The organism is Streptomyces sp. TAA486 (assembly GCF_000426165.1).
In genome coordinates this window covers 118,679-135,109 of record NZ_AUEV01000003.1, presented here as the reverse complement: position 1 = coordinate 135,109, position 16,431 = coordinate 118,679, and the positions used below count along the sequence as shown (strand labels likewise).

The 16,431-nt window shown below is 72.8% G+C and carries 16 protein-coding genes; 7 read left to right on the top strand and 9 right to left on the bottom strand.

Translation table 11 applies throughout. The features are described from left to right. Positions 1–27: 27 nt before the first annotated feature. From I004_RS32740 to I004_RS32735, 5 genes are all read right to left on the bottom strand, one after another. Positions 28–372 carry a transcriptional regulator gene (locus I004_RS32740; protein ID WP_051344813.1) on the bottom strand — a complete coding sequence of 115 codons (345 nt, stop codon included), beginning with the start codon at positions 370–372 and terminating at the stop codon, positions 28–30. Then, the gene (locus tag I004_RS0107300) at positions 372–827 is read right to left on the bottom strand and encodes a hypothetical protein (protein WP_028434938.1); all 456 of its coding nucleotides are present in this window, start codon (positions 825–827) and stop codon (positions 372–374) included. Before I004_RS0107300 ends, I004_RS32740 begins: the two co-directional genes overlap by 1 nt. Positions 828–973: 146 nt before the next feature. Then, complete coding sequence (locus I004_RS0107295) at positions 974–1,888, bottom strand: hypothetical protein (RefSeq protein ID WP_028434937.1); 915 nt, start codon at positions 1,886–1,888, stop codon at positions 974–976. 114 nt (positions 1,889–2,002) lie between these two features. Beyond that, positions 2,003–2,992, bottom strand: a complete 990-nt coding sequence (locus I004_RS0107290) for an N-acetylmuramoyl-L-alanine amidase (RefSeq protein WP_486579834.1) — start codon at positions 2,990–2,992, stop codon at positions 2,003–2,005. A gap of 22 nt (positions 2,993–3,014) precedes the next feature. Beyond that, a complete protein-coding gene (locus tag I004_RS32735; RefSeq protein ID WP_486579869.1) occupies positions 3,015–3,602 on the bottom strand; it encodes a class I SAM-dependent methyltransferase in 588 nt (195 codons plus the stop codon). 457 nt (positions 3,603–4,059) lie between these two features. Between I004_RS32735 and I004_RS32730 the strand changes: the two genes are divergently transcribed. The 3 genes from I004_RS32730 to I004_RS32720 all read left to right on the top strand — a co-directional run bounded on the left by I004_RS32730 (position 4,060) and on the right by I004_RS32720 (position 7,142). Next, positions 4,060–4,728, top strand: a complete 669-nt coding sequence (locus I004_RS32730) for a molybdopterin-dependent oxidoreductase (protein ID WP_037975456.1) — start codon at positions 4,060–4,062, stop codon at positions 4,726–4,728. Beyond that, on the top strand, positions 4,709–5,470 hold the full coding sequence (locus I004_RS32725) for a cytochrome b/b6 domain-containing protein (RefSeq protein WP_078510912.1): 762 nt from the start codon (positions 4,709–4,711) through the stop codon (positions 5,468–5,470). Before I004_RS32730 ends, I004_RS32725 begins: the two co-directional genes overlap by 20 nt. Before the next feature lie 127 nt (positions 5,471–5,597). Then, positions 5,598–7,142 (top strand): MFS transporter, encoded by a 1,545-nt coding sequence (locus tag I004_RS32720; RefSeq protein WP_078510911.1) that lies wholly within the window; start codon positions 5,598–5,600, stop codon positions 7,140–7,142. A 172-nt stretch (positions 7,143–7,314) separates the two neighbouring features. Here I004_RS32720 and I004_RS0107265 read toward each other — a convergent pair whose 3' ends face one another. Continuing rightward, the gene (locus I004_RS0107265) at positions 7,315–8,121 is read right to left on the bottom strand and encodes an SAM-dependent methyltransferase (protein ID WP_051344811.1); all 807 of its coding nucleotides are present in this window, start codon (positions 8,119–8,121) and stop codon (positions 7,315–7,317) included. Between the two features lie 165 nt (positions 8,122–8,286). Between I004_RS0107265 and I004_RS0107260 the strand changes: the two genes are divergently transcribed. After that, positions 8,287–9,195: a MaoC/PaaZ C-terminal domain-containing protein gene (locus tag I004_RS0107260; RefSeq protein ID WP_028434933.1), complete on the top strand. Its 909-nt coding sequence runs from the start codon at positions 8,287–8,289 to the stop codon at positions 9,193–9,195. A gap of 338 nt (positions 9,196–9,533) precedes the next feature. On the opposite strand, the gene I004_RS37450 is transcribed toward I004_RS0107260, so the two are convergent. Further along, entirely contained in the window at positions 9,534–11,300 is a 1,767-nt protein-coding gene (locus I004_RS37450) for a hypothetical protein (protein ID WP_051344810.1), read from the bottom strand. A 332-nt stretch (positions 11,301–11,632) separates the two neighbouring features. Between I004_RS37450 and I004_RS0107250 the strand changes: the two genes are divergently transcribed. From I004_RS0107250 to I004_RS0107240, 3 genes are read left to right on the top strand one after another with little or no spacing between them, the layout of a single operon-like run. Then, on the top strand, positions 11,633–12,556 hold the full coding sequence (locus I004_RS0107250; RefSeq protein ID WP_028434932.1) for a Nif3-like dinuclear metal center hexameric protein: 924 nt from the start codon (positions 11,633–11,635) through the stop codon (positions 12,554–12,556). Further along, positions 12,553–13,296, top strand: coding sequence for a CT398-like coiled coil hairpin domain-containing protein (locus tag I004_RS0107245; protein ID WP_028434931.1), 744 nt, complete (start codon positions 12,553–12,555; stop codon positions 13,294–13,296). Before I004_RS0107250 ends, I004_RS0107245 begins: the two co-directional genes overlap by 4 nt. Then, on the top strand, positions 13,296–14,534 hold the full coding sequence (locus I004_RS0107240; protein ID WP_028434930.1) for a bifunctional RNase H/acid phosphatase: 1,239 nt from the start codon (positions 13,296–13,298) through the stop codon (positions 14,532–14,534). The genes I004_RS0107245 and I004_RS0107240 overlap by 1 nt, the downstream gene beginning before the upstream one ends. Before the next feature lie 69 nt (positions 14,535–14,603). Here the strand turns inward: I004_RS0107240 and eda are convergent, their stop codons facing one another. Continuing rightward, positions 14,604–15,266, bottom strand: a complete 663-nt coding sequence (gene eda, locus I004_RS0107235) for a bifunctional 4-hydroxy-2-oxoglutarate aldolase/2-dehydro-3-deoxy-phosphogluconate aldolase (protein WP_028434929.1) — start codon at positions 15,264–15,266, stop codon at positions 14,604–14,606. An 86-nt stretch (positions 15,267–15,352) separates the two neighbouring features. Further along, on the bottom strand, positions 15,353–16,153 hold the full coding sequence (gene yaaA, locus I004_RS0107230; RefSeq protein ID WP_028434928.1) for a peroxide stress protein YaaA: 801 nt from the start codon (positions 16,151–16,153) through the stop codon (positions 15,353–15,355). Positions 16,154–16,431 lie beyond the last annotated feature (278 nt).

The window sequence follows — 16,431 nt, the reverse complement described above, 5'->3', positions numbered from 1 at the left end:
GGGCGGCACCGCCGGCCGCGGCCGCCGTCACCCGGCGTCCGTGCCCGGCGCCCCGTGGCCGGCATCGCGGGTGGTGCCCCGTGCCGCGTGATCGACCAGCTGCTGCAGATACGCGAGATGGTTCTCGTAGGCCCTGCGGCCCGCCCGCGTCAGGGTGGCCCAGGTGCGTACCCTGCCTGAGCCGCGGGGCTTGGTCACGGTCACGTATCCGGCGTCGGAAAGAACCTTCAGGTGCTTGCTCAGCACCGAATCGGCGACCCCGAGGGTGTCCCGTACGGTGCTGAACTCCGCTTCACGGGAAGTGGCCAGAACCGCGCAGATCTGCAGCCGGTTGGGCGCGTGGACGATCTCGTCGAACTCCGGCCGGACCATCAGGAGCGGTCCCCGGGCCGGGCCCGCAGATCGTGGCGCAGGGCGGCCTCGTACCGGCGGCCGAGGAGGACCGTCGCCAGGAGGACGACCGCCGCGGCGCCCCAGGAGATGGTGGCGTTGTCGGCCACCGAGGCACCCAGGACGCATGCCATGGCCACCAGAGCGAGCAGGATCAGCGCCGACCGGCTGCGCGGGCCCTGGGCGCCGGCCGCGGTGAGCCCTGTCAGTCGCCGGTAGGCCAGTACGAGCAGGAGGCACCCGCCGAGCAGCAACAAGGCGGAGGGCAGGGTCCAGTTGGAGTCGTCGAGACCCTGTGCGAGCACGTGCTGGGCGACCAGCAGACCCAGCACGGGGTGATACCACCAGGGTGTGACCAGCCGGTCGGCCGTACCCGTGCGGGCGGCCGCCACGGCGTCCAGCGAGGCGCGAGCGTCGTCGAGTCCCTTGCTTTCCATGATGGAAAGTCTACACAGGGAGTTTCCATCATGGAAAGTGCCTTGTGCCGGGGAGCAGGGGGGCAAGGCCCGGCTCCGCAACGCGAACGGCCCCTCCTCCCGGGAGCAACCGGGAGGAAGGGCCGCTGTGTTGAGGGATCCGGACCTCAGCCGCGCTGGATGCCCGAGGTGTCCTGCAGGACGCCGCGTCGGCCGTCCTGGGTCTGCGCGATGAGCGCCGGACCCCGCTGCTCGACCGCCAAGTACCAGGTGCCGGGCGCCAGTTCGGCGACGGGCTGCGGCGCGCCGTCCTCGCCGAACAGCGGACGCGTGACCGGCACGGCGAACCAGAACGGCTGGAAGTTCGGGCCCGGGGCGCCCCCGCCTGCCGCCGGACCGCCGTGCTGCTGTGCCTGCTGCGCTCCCGGCTGACCCGGGGCCCCGGGCTGACCGGGCTGACCGGGCTGACCGGGCTGCGGTCCACCGGGGTAGCCGTAACCACCCTGCGGCTGGCCGCCGTACGGGCCCTGCGCACCCGGCTGGGGCCCGCCCGGGTAGCCGTAGGCACCCTGTTGCGGCGCCCCGTACGGAGCGGGCTTGGGAGCGGGCAGCAGCGGAGCCTTCAGGGCCGCGGCGGTGGTGCTCAGAGCGCCGACCACGGCGAGTGCGAGCGAGAGGGCGAGCGTGAGATATGCGCCGGCGGCCAGGGGCCACTTCTCGTTGGGGTCGCCCGAGAAACCCGGCTGCTCGAGGTCCGGGAAGATGACCGCGACCATCGACCAGATCCCGGCCCAGCCGACGACCAGGCAGAGCACCATTCCCCACTGGTCCAGAGCGAGCCCCAGCACCTTGCGGCCGTCCGGCAGCAGACGGGCGGCGACGAACAGACCCGCGGCGACGATGCCGAGCAGGTGCACCGTCGGCAGCATCGGAAGGGTGGAGCGCGACCAGGCGGACACGCTGCAGGAGTCGACGGGGCAGTCGCCGTCGAACTCGAAGAACGGGAAGAAGGAAGCGACCAGCAGCAGCAACGCTGCCCCGATCACCGCGCCATCGCCTCGTGTGAGCGAGCGGATGTTCACTTAGCGTCCTTAGTAGGTTTCATACGGTCTGTGGTCTCTGCCGGGGTAGGGCCCCATCGTACGGATGGGTGCAGCGGCCGTACCGGCGGGGCGACTTCACTCCCGGGGGTGCCCTCAGCGCTTCTGGGCGAGGTAGTCCCCGATGCCTTTCACCACTCCGCGTGCGGCGCGATCACGCCATTTCCGGTCGGTCAGTTGGGCGGCGTCCCGCGGATCACGCATGTTGCCGCACTCGAGGAAGACCTTGGGAACGCGGGTGAGGTTGAGCCCGCCCAAGTCGCCGCGTGTGTCCGTGCCGTCACCGTCCCCCGCATAGGAGGCGGGCTTCGATCCGGTGAATTCACGGAAGGCGTCGGCCAGTTCGTTGCCCAGGCTGCGCGAGGGCCCGGTCACCGCCCTGGTGTCGGCGCGTCCCTCCTTCACGGACTCCGGCAGGATCACGTGGAATCCCCGTTCACCGGCCGGTGCCCCGTCGGCGTGCAGCGAGACGACCGCGTCGGCGTCCGCGCGGTTGCCCGCGCGGGCACGGGAGTCCACGCACGGCCCCCATGGCCTGCGTCCGTCGTGCGTCAGCTTCACCGTCGCGCCCTGCGACCGAAGTCCCGCCTGTACGCGGCGGGCGAGGTCGAGGGTGAACTTCGCCTCGGAATAGCCGGATGCGGTGGCCGTCCCCGTGGTGTCGCACTCCTTGCGGCCGGTGCCGATGCTGACGCTGCGGTTGATCTCGGCGGCGTGGTAGCGGTTGTTGGGATTGTGGCCGGGATCGATCACGACCGTCATGCCCTTGAGCGGCTTCCCGCTGTCCGCCCCCGAACCGCCCCCGCCGCCCGGGCCGTCGCCCGGCAGGGCGGACCCCTTGCGCGACTGTGAATCCTCCGGCAGCGGCATCAGCGTCGGCGCGGACCCTCCCGCCCCCGCCGCTCCGCCGGCGGACTGCCAGATCAGCCAGCCCGCGAAGCACGTCGGAGCCAGCACGCCGAGCGTGATCAGCAGACGCATGCCCGTCCGGCTGGACCGCCGCGGCTCCGGGGACCACTGGGTGTCCGGCCCGGCGCCGGTCTCGGGACGGTGCGGATCGGGCGGGATCGGGCTTCCGTTCGACACGTCCTGGATGCTAGCCGCCCGTTCACAGCGCCGGACCGGTACGTCGAAGAACTCTCAGTGACCTCGTCACCGAAATCTCCCTGAACGCACCGGAATCGAGCGCACGCCTGTAGATGCGGTACGGCGCCCGGCCACCGTCGGCCGGGTCGGGGAAGACGTCGTGCACCACCAGCAGCCCGTTCCGCGTCAGGTGCGGCACCCAGCCCTCGTAGTCGGCCGTGGCGTGCTCGTCCGTATGACCTCCGTCGATGAAGACGAGGCCCAGCGGACGTCCCCACAGCGCCGCGGCGCGCGGCGAGCGTCCGACGACGGCGACGACGTGCTCCTCCAGACCCGCCCTGCGCAGAGTGCGGCGGAAGGCGGGCAGGGTGTCCATCAGCCCGGTGTGCGGATCGACGACCTCCGGGTCGTGGTACTCCCAGCCCGGCTGCTGCTCCTCGCTGCCGCGGTGGTGGTCCACGGTGACGGCCGTGACGCCCGCGTCCCGAGCGGCGTCGGCGAGGAGGAGGGTGGAGCGGCCGCAGTAGGTGCCGACCTCCAGCAGCGGCAGGCCGAGCCGCGCAGCCTCGACGGCGGCCGCATACAGGGCCAGCCCTTCGTCGGTGGGCATGAAGCCCTTCGCCGCCTCGAACGCGGCGAACGTCTCCGGGGCAGGACGCTGTGCCGAAGGCTGGGCCGGAGACCGGTCCGAAGGCCGGTAAGGAGACTCCGACGCGCGCTCCGCTTGCGGCTGCGGTCGCGACTCCTGGGCGGGCTGGCTCATCGGGCTCCTTCGGCGGCGTGATCCTGCGGTTCATGCTGCCTCACGGTGCCCGTCCGCCCCCGCGCGGGCCCTCCGCGACGGGCCCGGTGACCACGCCGGCAGATGACGGAAGTCTGACGGTGACCGCCGGGCCCTGGCGCCGCGCGGGCCGGAGTGCTCGAATCGTCGTGTGGAGACAGCCGATTCAGCCCACACCGCAGACAACGACGACACTTCCGGCAGAGCCGGTGCCGGGACACCCCGTCCGGCCGGGCCGCCAGCCGACGGCGAGGGCTCTCCCGTCGGGCGGCGCCTGGTCCTCGGCATGCTCGGCCTGGGTGCCGCGGGACTGGCCGCTGCCCCCTATGTGCAGCGCGGCACGGAGAGCGTTCTGAGTGCCGTCTCCGGCAAGGACCCGACCGGCGTCACCGGCCTGCTCCCCAACGGAGGGGGATTCCGCTACTACTCGGTGGCCGCGTCCGTCCCGCGCCGCGGGACCCGCGACTACGGCCTGACCGTCGGCGGCCTCGTCGAACGCCGCGCCCGTCACAGCCTCGGCGATCTGCGCGCGATGCCGCAGCGGCGCATGGTGCGCGACGTGCAGTGCGTGACGGGCTGGCGCGTACCGAGCACCCCCTTCGAAGGGGTGCCGCTCTCCCACATCCTCGACCTGGCCGGTGTGCGTCCCGAGGCCAAGGCCGTCCGCTTCACCTGCTTCGACGGCATCTACAGCGAGAGCCTCACGCTCGAACAGGCCCGGCGCGACGACGTACTGGTCGCGCTGAGCATGCAGGACGAGCCCGTCAGCCACCAACACGGCGGCCCCGTACGGCTGTACGTCGCACCGATGTACTTCTACAAGTCGGCGAAATGGCTCTCCGGCATCGAACTCACCCGCGAAGTGGAGCCCGGCTACTGGGAGAAGCGGGGCTACGACATCGACGGCTGGGTCGGCAGATCGAACGGACGTGATGATGCTCCGACAGCCGCCTGACCAGCACGCTCCCGCCGCACGGCCGGAGAGCGAGAACTCCGCGGAACACCCGGTGGAGGGAGCGGAGGCGCGCACCGCCGCGAAGCCCCCTCCGGCCGACGTGCTGCGCTTCGCCAGGGCCGTGCGCTGGTGCCATCGCGCCACGGCCGTGCTGATGGCGCTCTGCGTGGGCACCGCCCTCTGCCTCTACGTACCGGGCCTCGCCCAACTCGCCGGGCGCCGCGCCCTCATGGTCACCGTCCACGAGTGGTCGGGGCTGCTGCTGCCCGCACCGCTCCTGCTCGGGCTGGCCTCGCGCGCGCTCCGCGCCGATCTGCGCCGCCTCAACCGCTTCGGGCCTCACGACCGGCGATGGCTGCGGCGGGCCCGCCGTGCCCGCAGGCCGTATCCGCCGCTGGGCGAGGACTGGGGCCGGGACGCGGGCAAGTTCAACGCCGGGCAGAAGGTCTTCGCCGCCTGGATAGCAGGCGCCGTGCTGGTGATGGCCGGGACCGGGCTAATCATGTGGTTCACGGGGCTCACCCCGCTGGTGTGGCGTACGAGCGCGACCTTCGTGCACGACTGGCTCGCCCTGGCCGTCGGCGCCGCACTCGCCGCGCACGTCGGGATGGCGGTGGTACACCCCGAGGCGCGCCGCGCCATGCGCACCGGCAGGGCCGACCGCGCGTGGGCGCGCCGCGAACACGCGCTCTGGGAGCCCCTTCGGGAGGACGAGCACGAGCACTCGCGGCGGGGCGAATGACGAAGGGACGCGGAGCCCGCGGGTAGGTCCGCCCGCGTGACAGGGGCCGCCGAGCCCGGCCTCCGAGGTCCGTTCCTGTCCTGAACGCCCGGATATCCGGTGGGCGCCGAGGAGGCCGGCTGCGAGCATGACGGGCGTGACAGACAAGGCTTCCTCCGTCTCCGCGTCCCACGCCGCCGCTTCCGGCACGCCAGTGCGCCTGTGGGTCGTCGTGCTCGCCGCCTGCGCCGGGCAGTTCCTCGTGGTGCTCGACGTCTCGGTGGTCAACGTCGCGCTGCCGTCGATGCGGACCGACCTCGGCATGGACGCGGCCGGTCTCCAATGGGTCCTCAACGGCTACACCCTGGCCTTCGCCGGGCTGATGCTCCTGGGCGGACGGGCCGCCGACATCTACGGGCGGAAGCGGACGTTCCTGCTGGGGCTCGCTCTGTTCACGGCGGCCAGCCTCCTCGGGGGCCTCGCGCAGCAGCCGTGGCATCTGCTGGCGGCCCGGATCGTGCAGGGCACGGGAGCGGCCGTACTGGCACCGGCGACACTGACGATCCTCACCACCGCGTTTCCGCCCGGCCGCGCCCGTACGCGCGCCATCGCCACATGGAGCGCCGTCGGCGCGGGCGGGGGAGCGGCGGGCGGCCTGGTGGGCGGTGTGCTGACCGACGCGCTGTCGTGGCGCTGGGTGCTCCTGATCAACGTTCCCGTGGGCGCGTTGGTGCTGCTGGCCGCCGCGGTGTGGGTCTCCGAGGGACGGGACGCGAGCGCCCGCCGCCGCCTCGACGTCCCGGGCGCGCTGCTGGTCACCCTGGGACTGGGGGTGCTGGCCTGGGGGATCGTACGGACGGAGGCCGTGGGGTGGACGGCGCCGTCGGTGCTGTGGCCGCTTGCGGCGGGGCCCGCGCTGCTGCTGGTGTTCGTGGCGGTCGAGGCGCGTACGCAGGACCCGCTGATGCCGCTGCATCTCTTCCGCAGCAGAGCCGTCTCGGCGGCGAACGCGGCGATGTTCGTATGCGGGGGCGCCCTGTTCTGCATGTGGTACTTCATGACCCTTTATATGCAAAATGTGCTGCACTACACGCCGCTTCAGGCCGGGCTCGGATTCATCCCGCAGTCGCTGAGCATCGTGCTCGGATCCAAGGCGGCGCCGCGGCTGATGGTCCGGTTCGGGGCACGGAACGTCGCGCTGGCGGGTGTTGTGCTGGCAGGCGCCGGCTGTCTGTGGCAGAGCGGTATGCACGCCGGCGGCGGGTTTCTCCTGACGGTCACCGGGCCCGGTGTGCTGATGGCTCTCGGTGGGGGACTCGCGGGGACGCCGCTGGCGTCGGTGGCCATGTCCGGGGCGCCGCACGGGGACGCCGGGCTGGTGTCCGGCCTGTTCAACACCGCACGGACGATGGGCGGTTCGCTGGGGCTCGCGGTCTTCTCCACCATCGCCGCGGCTCACATCGGGGACGGCACCGGCCCCGAGATCCTCGCCTCCGGCTACGGGCTGGCCTTCCGCAGCGCAGCCGCCGTCCTCGTGCTGTGCGCGGCGCTGGTGCTGTTCGTCCTCCCGCGACCGGACCGAGAGGGTACGCACGGGGAGGATGAGGACGGGCCGGCCGCCGGCACCGTCCCGGCGGAGCCCCTGACCTCCGGCACGGGGAATCCCGGGCCGAAGGTCAGCGGGGAGAGCTGACCAGCGGAACGGCGTCCTCGGCGCGACGACAGCCTCGAAGGAGCGGAAGGCCCGCGGATCGGGCTGTATCGGCGTCAGGGCGGCCGAACCGCCGTGCGGGGGACGGCGGTTCGGCCGGTGGTTCGGTCATGGCCGGCTGCATGCTCGCGGCCGGTGGCCGGCCGCACCCCGCTCACGGCTTGCGGCCGACGCCCCCGTAGGCAGCCGCGTCAGGTGCGTCGTCCCCACTCACATCGGGACGCCAGTGATTGATGCGCACCACGCCGGGCGGCACCAGCTGCAGCCCGGCGTAGTAGGCGCGGATCTGATCCGGGGAGCGCAGGACGTAGGGCACGGCACCGGAGTCGTTGTAGTCGTCCTGGGCGGCGTTGGTGTCCGGGTTCTCATCGATGCCGTCGTTGTGGGAGAGGTAACTCCCTGACGGCAGTTGCGACATGAGGCCGCGGATGATCCCGCAGGCCTCCGCGTGGTTGCCGATGTGGCCCAGTACTCCGCTGAGGATGAGCGCGACCGGCTGCGAAAGGTCGAGGGTCTCGCGCGCACCCGCCATCACCGCCCCCGGATCCCGCAGATCGGCCTCGATGTAGGCCGTCACCCCCTCGGGAGAGCTGGTGAGCAGGGCGTTCGCGTGGACGAGGACGAGCGGGTCGTTGTCGACATAGACGACGCGGGCGTCGGGCGCCTCGCGCTGCGCGACCTCGTGCGTGTTGTCGACGGTGGGCAGGCCCGTACCGACGTCGAGAAACTGGCGGACGCCGGCCTCGGCGGCCAGATACCGGATGGTGCGGACGAGGAAGTAGCGGGAGGCGCGGGCGAGTTCGTCGATGCCCGGGAACGCCTGACGGTACTGCTCGCCGGCCTCGCGGTCGGCCGCGTAGTTGTCCTTGCCGCCGAGCCAGTAGTTCCAGATGCGTGCCGAGTGCGGAACGCTCGTGTCGATCTCACCGCTGCCGTTGCCGACGGTTCTCTGCGGATCCATGACTGCCCCTCCTGAAAACGCGTGGTGCGAGCCGGCTTCCCGAACTCCCCCCGGACACCGCAGTCTTCACCTCACGGCTGCAGTTGTGTAGATGCCCCCTGCGGCTCCGCCGGCGGGCCGGTCAGTGCAGGTGGTTATCCTCCCCCGGGGAGAGGAGCTGAAGTCATGCCGATCGACGTCGAGCGGGCACTGTCCGCCGAGCCCGTCAGCACCCGGATCACCTGGGGCCACAAGGATGTTCAGCTGTATCACCTGGGGCTCGGTGCGGGCGTGCCCGCGACCGATCTGCGCGAGCTGCGCTACACGCTGGAGAGCCGGCTGCACGTCCTGCCCAGCTTCGCCACCGTGGCGGGCGGCGGGATGGGCGTCGTGGGCGCGCTGTCGGCGCCCGGCATCGACGTGGATCTCGCCGCAGTGCTGCACGGCGGGCAGCGGGTCGAGACGCACAGGCCCGTTCCGGTCGGCGGCAGCGCGACGCAGACGTCGTCGGTCGCAGCCGTGTACGACAAGGGCAAGGCCGCCGTCATCGTGCTGCGCTCCGAAGCCGCCGACGAGGACGGCCCGTTGTGGACGTCGGAGGCCCAGATGTTCGTGAAGGGCGAGGGCGGCTTCGGCGGCGACCGCGGCCCCTCGTCCGGCTCCGGAACACCGGAGCGGGCCCCCGACCGTGAGGTGCGCCGCGCCGTGCGGGAGGACCAGGCACTCCTGTACCGGCTCTCCGGCGACTGGAATCCCCTGCATGCCGATCCGGATTTCGCGGCGCTGGCCGGTTTCGACCGGCCGATCCTGCACGGTCTGTGCTCGTACGGGATGGTGCTCAAGGCCGTGGTCGACACCGTGCTCGGCGGGGACGTGACGCGAGTGCGGAGCTACAGCACGCGCTTCGCCGGGATCGTCTTCCCCGGGGAGACGCTGCGCGTGCGGATGTGGGCGGAATCGGACGGGGGGAACGGTGGGGACGGGGGCGAAGCCCCGAACGGAGCGGGCGGCGCGGGGCACGTGCTGCTGTCCGTGACCGCCGTCGAGCGGGATGACGCCCCCGTGCTGACGGACGCCGTCGTCGCACACTCCTGATGCCTCGGGGCCCTCGGCCCCTTACCTGTCCGGGCCGAAGCCCGACCCGTCCCTCCAGAAGGCGGCGTTCGCGCTTCGGGCTCCTGACCACTCCTCAGGTCTGCCCGGAGTTACTCCGACTCGCGCTGCTGAGGCGGACGCCGGTGCCGACCCTGCGCGCGCTGCCCTGACTCCTCCGCCCCGGCAGCCTTCCCTCTGTGCCTGCCTGAGCCGCCGTTCGATGCCTGACTGCTGTGCGTATCGGTCCCGGTCTCGGTCTCGGACATCGCGGGGTAACTCCGTGGATCACTTTGCTGCTTGATACCCGACCAGGCTCTCACGACAGGTACCCGACCTGGTCATGCCGTCCTCGCGCGGACGGCCGCATCGTGCAGAGCCGTGGCGAGCGGAGCGTCCTGTAGCGGCACCGGCCTGCGTCCGGCGCACGTTTGGGCGACGGCGAGGGACGGGGTCGGAGCTTGAGACGGCGAGGGGGCGTCAACTGCTGGCTGTGCGACCGCAGTTGACGGGCCGTCCGCAGACCCTGCCGACTCTGCCCTTTCCGCGTCCTGCGCGGCGGGCATCTGCGCCGGCAGCCGCAGCGCCGCCTCCGGCGGCCGCCGAACCTCTGCCGGCATCGCTCCCGGCGGCACGAGGGCCGCCGTTCCCGTCGGTTCCACCGGCGGCAACGCCCTTGTGGGAGCTCCCGGTTCGAGCTGCGGTGCGAGCCGGGGCGAGGCGGTTCCGTCCGCCGGGGTGCCGCTTGCTGGGGAATCGGCCGCCGGGCGACCGGCCGAGGGGACGCCGCCCCTCGTGACGGAACGGGAGCCGTCCCCGGACGAGCCGGCCGGCCCCTCAAGGCCGTCTTCGCCGGCCTCGCGCCGCGCGGACTCGGCGGCCGCACCCGCACCGGGGCCCGCATCCTTGCTCTCGGCAGGACGGCCGGCATCCGCACCCGCGGGACCGTGACCCGGACCGAGAGCGCGCCGTGCGCCGGGCCCCGCTGCCAGGGCCGGCCTCGTGTTCACGCCCGCGCCCGGGCTCCCGCCCGTGCCTGTCCCCGCGGCCGTCGTCCCTGCCTCGGCGTCCGGGCTCTTGCCCCGCATCCGCAGCCGTGCCAGCCCGCACGGCGCATGCGCCGTGGCGCAGGGAAGCCGCAGTTCGCCCTCGCGTGTCCACACTCCCTTGCCCGGCAGCCAGCCGCCGGGAGCACGGAAGCGCCGCAACTCCCTCTGCATCGGGCGCCATACGCCCAGCCAGGCACCGCCCGCGCGCGCACCCGTGGTCTGGCCGTGCAGCGCCACCGCACAGCTCTCCGGGAGCAGCATCTGCCCGGGCTGCACGGCGAAGGGCGTGAGCAGCGCGTCCTCGGGGTGCAGCGACTCGGAGAAGCGCACCGGGCGGTGGGAGCCCAACACCCCCCAGCCCAGGCGGAATTCGCCGGGCGCGTCGGAACGGACGATCAGCAGGCCGCTGTCGGCGTCGGCCAGCAGCAGCCGGTCGTCGCTCTCGTCGGTGATCTGCAGCAGCGGGCTGACCTCGCCCCCGCGGCCCAGGTCGAGGGCGACGGTCTTCGTGCGGCCGGTCCCTGCCGTGTCCGTACGGTCGACGGCGAGCAGCCTGCCCTCGCGGTCGAGCCAGGCACCGCCCCCGCAGCGGCCCGGCACATCGGCGATCAGCTGCGGCACTCCGTCGCTGCTGCCCGCCACCAGCCATACACCCGTGGAGTGTTCGCCCACGGTGAGCGCGTACGCGCGACGCCCGCACGGGGCCGGCGGCAGCAGTGTGAGCCTCTCCGACTCGACCGAGCCCAGGGCGAGTTCGCCGGTGCTCGGACCCGTCGGGTAGAGAAGCGCGAGCCTGTGGGCGCCGCCTTCGCGGCGGGCGATCAGGACCCTTCCGTCGGTCAGCGGCAGCACCTGGCTGTCGGGCTCCTCGGGCCGGGCTCCGGGCAGCGGGACCGCGTACGGCTCCGGGCCGTCGAGAGTCCACCGCTCGGGGAACCAGCCTTCCTCCGCGGACGCGTTGAGCCTGGCCGCATAGGCGCCGTCGGCTGCGATCGTGAACGTGGAGTGCCTTGCCGTCCGGCTGTCCGCGGCGATGGCCTCGGGGGCACAGGCGGTCATGGGTGGATCACCTCCAGTGAGGAACTTAGGTGTCGTACTGCCGCCCGAACAATCCGAGTTCGGACCCTTCACGCGGATGAGTGGCGGATGTGCGAATTGCCTGCACGAGCTTGTGCGCGTGTGCTGCGGACGTTGCAAGGCCCGGTTGCCAACGGGCCGCTCCACCAGGAGTGCGCGGCCACTTCAGCGCCGGGCGGGGGGGCAGCGGAACAGAGGTAGCGGTGGAGCGCGGAAGCGGACCGGAAGCGTTCGCGGCGTCCGTGTGCGGGCGGTGTCCCCCGGTGGGGCGGTGACCGGACGGGCCGGCCGGGCCGGAAGGTAGCCTTTCACCCGTGCCAGCACTCTCCGAAGTCATCGCCGCGCTCGACGCCCTCTGGCCGCGCGAGCGGGCCGAGCAGTGGGACGCCGTCGGCACCGTCTGCGGCGACGTCGGCAGCTCGGAGGCCCTGGTGGACCGGGTGCTCTTCGCCGTCGACCCCGTCCAGGAGATCGCCGACGAGGCAGTGGCGCTCGGTGCCCAACTGCTGGTCACGCACCACCCGCTGTATCTGCGGGGCACGACGACCGTCGCGGCCGACACCTTCAAGGGCCGCGTCGTCCATACGCTGATCCGGCACGGCGTCGCCCTGCACGTCGCGCACACCAACGCCGACACCGCGGACCCCGGGGTCTCGGACGCCCTCGCCGGTGCGCTCGACCTGCACGTCCTGCGGCCCCTGGTGCCGGACGCCTCCGACCCGCAGGGCCGCCGCGGACTCGGCCGTATCTGCGAACCGCCCCGCCCCATGCGGCTGTCGGAGCTCGCGGAGTGGGCCGCACAGCGGCTGCCCGTCACCGCGCAGGGCATCCGCGCGGCCGGCGACCCGAACCGTACGATCCGGACCGTCGCTGTCTGCGGAGGTTCGGGCGACGGCCTGTTCGACGAGGTGCGTGCGGCCCGCGTCGACGCGTATCTGACGGCCGACCTGCGCCACCACCCCGCCTCCGAGGCCCGCGAGCACTCGCCGCTCGCGCTGCTGGACGCCGCGCACTTCGCCACCGAGTGGCCGTGGTGCGAGCAGGCGGCGGCACAGCTCGACGAGGTCTCCGACCGGCACGGCTGGGGCCTGCGCACGCACGTCTCGCGTACGGTCACCGACCCCTGGACCGCGCACGCCGCGTCGCACCGGGCCTTCGCCCCCGGCGTCGCGCCCGGCGGTCCCTCCGAATCCGACCGCAGCGCCATCGACGACATCACCTCGGGAGCCCCCAACTGAACGCCGCGCCCGCCGATCAGATCCGACTGCTGGACGTCCAGGCACTGGACACGCGCCTGACGCAGCTCGCACACAAGCGCAAGAACCTGCCCGAGCACGAGGAGATCCAGTCGCTGGAGGCGGACCTCGCCCAGCTCCGCGATCTGCTCGTCGCCTCCCGAACGGAGGAGAGCGACACCGCCCGCGAGCAGACGAAGGCCGAATCGGACGTCGACCAGGTGCGCCAGCGCTCTGCGCGGGACCAGAAGCGGCTCGACTCCGGCCAGGTCACCAACCCCAAGGACCTGGAGAACCTGCAGAGCGAGATCGCCTCGCTCGCCAAGCGCCAGGGAGACCTGGAGGACGTGGTCCTGGAGGTCATGGAGCGGCACGAGGCCGCCACCGAGCGGGCGGCGGAGCTGGCGCAGCGCGTCGAGGCCGTGCAGGCCAAGGCCGAGGACGCGGTCACCCGTCGCGACGCGGCCCTGGAGGAGATCGACGGCGAGGCGGGGACGGTGAGCGGGGAACGCGAGACCGTCGCCGGCACGGTGCCCGCGGACCTGCTGAAGCTCTACGAGAAGATCCGCGAGCAGCAGGGCGGCGTCGGCGCGGCCAAGCTGTTCCAACGGCGCTGCGAGGGCTGCCGGCTGGAGCTGAACATCACCGAGCTCAACGAGGTGCGCGAGGCTCCGGAGGACGCTGTGCTGCGGTGCGAGAACTGCCGCCGGGTCCTGGTCCGCACGCCCGAGTCCGGTCTGTGATGGCGGCCGGGGGTGGCCGTCGCGGCAGCAGCTTCGTCATCGAGGCCGACGGAGGTTCGCGCGGCAATCCGGGCCCTGCCGGTTACGGCGCTGTCGTACGTGATGCGATCAGCGGCGAAGTCCTGCGGGAGACGGCCGAGTTCATCGGCAACGCGACCAACAACGTCGCCGAGTACAAGGGGTTGATCGCGGGCCTGCGCGCGGCGCACGAGCTCGACCCGGACGCTTCGGTGCGGGTGCGCATGGACTCCAAGCTCGTCGTGGAGCAGATGTCGGGGCGCTGGAAGATCAAGCACCCCGACATGCGGCCGCTCGCCGCCGAGGCGCAGCGGATCTTCCCGCCGGGCGCGGTGACGGGTTACGAGTGGATTCCCCGCGCGGAGAACGGGCACGCCGACCGGCTCGCCAACGAGGCGATGGACGCGGGCAAGCGGGGCGAGCAGTGGTCGGCCGGGGCGTCGACGGCCGAACTGGACGCGGCGGACGAGGCGTCGCGGCGCGGCGGGGCAGGCGGCGGCGCCGGAGCCGGCGACGAGCACATACCGGGGTCGGCGCCCGGCAGCGGCAGCGCCGCCGGTTCGGAGGTCTCCCAGAGCGGCTGGGGGCCGGACCTCGGGCCTCCCACCACGTTCGTACTGCTGCGGCACGGCGAGACGGCGCTCACGCCCGAGAAGCGGTTCTCCGGCAGCGGCGGCACCGATCCCGAACTCTCCCCGGCCGGCTGGCGCCAGGCGTACGCCGCCGGCGAGGTACTGGCCGCGCGCGGGACGATCGAGGCCATAGTCACCTCCCCGATGCGCCGTTGCCAGGAGACGGCGTCCGCCGTGGCGGAACGCACCGGGCTGAAGGTCCGCGTCGACGAGGGGCTGCGGGAGGCCGACTTCGGCACCTGGGAGGGACTCACCTTCGCCGAGGTGCGCGAGCGATTCCCCGACGACCTCGAGAAGTGGCTGGAGTCGACGGAGGCACGTCCGAGCGGCGGCGGGGAGAGTTTCGCGACGGTCGCGGACCGGGTCGCCGTGACGCGGGACCGGCTGCTGGCGCGCTACCCGGGCAGGAAGGTGCTGCTCGTCACCCACGTCACGCCCGTCAAGACACTCGTGAGGCTGGCGCTCGAAGCGCCTCCGGCCGCGCTCTTCCGGATGGAGCTGTCCGCGGCCTGTCTCTCGGCGATCGCCTACTACTCGGACGGCAACGCGTCGCTGCGACTGCTGAACGACACCTCGCACTTGCGCTGAGGGCACGTCGGGCAAGGGGCCGGTGCCCGGGGCGGCGGTGGGAAGCCGCCGCCCCCGGCCCGTCCGTCCTCAGGCGCGCAGCGCGGCGGCGCCTTCTGCGAGGCGCTGGATGCGGGACCAGTCCTGCGCGGCGAGTGCTCCGCCCGGAAGCATCCAAGTGCCGCCCACGCAGCCGACGTTGGGCAGGGCCAGATAACCCGGCGCCCGTGCCTCGTCGATGCCGCCCGTCGGGCAGAAGCGCGCATGCGGGAGCGGTGAGGCGAGGGACTGGAGGTAGGGGATGCCGCCGGCCGCCTCGGCGGGGAAGAACTTCATCTCCGTCACGCCGCGCTCCAGCAGGGCGATCGCCTCCGAAACGGTGGACACACCCGGCAGTACTGGCACCCCGCAGCCGAGCATCGCCTCCAGCAGCCGCGGGGTCCAGCCGGGGCTGACGAGGAAGCGGGCGCCCGCCTCCACGGCCTCCTCGGCCTGCGCGGGCGTGAGCACGGTGCCCGCACCCACGACCGCTTCCGGAACCTCGGAGGAGATCGCCTGGATCGCCTCACCGGCGGCCGGTGTCCGCAGCGTCACCTCGACGACGGGCAGCCCGCCCGCGACGAGGGCACGGGCGAGAGGCACCGCGTCGGCCGCGTCGTCGAGGACGACGACGGGGATGACGGGCGCCAGGCCGAGCAGCGAGTCGGAGGGCGAAGGCGACGCGGAGGCAGCGGAAGCGGAAGGGGGAGCCATGCGCGAATCCTCCCCTCGGCCGACCGTGCTGCGCAATCCGCATTGCAGATACTGCAACGACGGTGACCGTCCCGTGCGTGCTGTTCCTAGAGTTCGGTGACCACCACGTCCAGCGCCCGCGGCTTTCCCGGCTTCTGCTCAGGTGCGGGCTCCTCCACCACGTAGCCCAGTCCGCGCAGTGCCTCGACGAGGGCGGCGGGGGTGCGCGGCGCCGTGCCCTCCTCCAGCAGGGCGCGCACGATCCGGCCCTTCGTCGCCTTGTTGAAGTGGCTGACCACGGTTCGCTTCTCCACACCGTCGACCACGGCCGACTGCAACACCCTTACGGTGACGGTGCGTTCGGCCAGCTCGCCCTTGGGCTTCCACATCTGTGCGTACGCCGTCGAACGCAGGTCGAGTACGGGCCCCGTGCCGGCCGCCTCCGGGAGCACCGCCGCCAGCGGCTCCCTCCAGTGCGTGCCCAGCGGGCCCAGCCCCGGCAGCCGCACCCCGCCCGGGCACCGGTACGAGGGAATGCGGTCCTTGATCCCGACCGCACCCCACAGCCCCGAGAAGACCAGGAGCGACGTCGCTGCCCGCCGCTTGGCGGCGGGACCGAGCGTGGCCAGGCCGAGCGAGTCGTAGAGGACACCGGTGTAGATCTCACCGGCGGGCCGGGCGGGTGCCGCGCGCAGCCGCGCGTTCCGGGCGACCTCGCCGCGCAGCCCTTCGCTCAGGCCCAGCACGTCGCGGGCCTTCTCCTCGTCGGCCGAGCAGAGCCCGATGAGCTCCTCCAGCACCGCCTCGCGTGCCGGTGTCAGCCCCGGCAGAGACAGCCCGTCCGGGTCGAAGGGGCGTCCCCTGCCTCCGTCGGCCTTTCCCTCGGACGGCGGCAGCAGCACGAGCACGGCGGTTCTCCTCGGCGGTACGACAGGGGTGACTGACGCCGAGCAGCGTATGGGGTGTGAGGGGGGCGCGGGCACGCGGGCCCTGTCCGTCCCGGCACCGGCGGGCACCCGGCCATGTCCGCGAAGCGGAGTGTGCGCCTGGCCGGGACGTTCCGTTGGCGGATTCCCGGGAGCGGGGTGCAGCCTTGAGAGGGAACCGCGGCAGCGGGAGCAGCAGGGTTGAGCTGACAGATCCGGAACTGTTCGGAAGGCGCGTCGGTCCGGCCCGCCCTGGTCCG

Coding starts and splice junctions, on each gene's coding strand:
- I004_RS0107265 (WP_051344811.1), bottom strand. CDS start 8,121: ATGGATCCGCAGAGAACCGTCGGCAACGGCAGCGGTGAGATCGACACG.
- eda (WP_028434929.1), bottom strand. CDS start 15,266: ATGGCTCCCCCTTCCGCTTCCGCTGCCTCCGCGTCGCCTTCGCCCTCC.
- I004_RS32735 (WP_486579869.1), bottom strand. CDS start 3,602: ATGCCCACCGACGAAGGGCTGGCCCTGTATGCGGCCGCCGTCGAGGCT.
- I004_RS37450 (WP_051344810.1), bottom strand. CDS start 11,300: ATGACCGCCTGTGCCCCCGAGGCCATCGCCGCGGACAGCCGGACGGCA.
- I004_RS32740 (WP_051344813.1), bottom strand. CDS start 372: ATGGTCCGGCCGGAGTTCGACGAGATCGTCCACGCGCCCAACCGGCTG.
- I004_RS32730 (WP_037975456.1), top strand. CDS start 4,060: ATGCTCGGCCTGGGTGCCGCGGGACTGGCCGCTGCCCCCTATGTGCAG.
- I004_RS0107260 (WP_028434933.1), top strand. CDS start 8,287: ATGCCGATCGACGTCGAGCGGGCACTGTCCGCCGAGCCCGTCAGCACC.
- I004_RS0107240 (WP_028434930.1), top strand. CDS start 13,296: ATGGCGGCCGGGGGTGGCCGTCGCGGCAGCAGCTTCGTCATCGAGGCC.
- I004_RS32720 (WP_078510911.1), top strand. CDS start 5,598: ATGACGGGCGTGACAGACAAGGCTTCCTCCGTCTCCGCGTCCCACGCC.
- I004_RS32725 (WP_078510912.1), top strand. CDS start 4,709: ATGCTCCGACAGCCGCCTGACCAGCACGCTCCCGCCGCACGGCCGGAG.
- I004_RS0107300 (WP_028434938.1), bottom strand. CDS start 827: ATGGAAAGCAAGGGACTCGACGACGCTCGCGCCTCGCTGGACGCCGTG.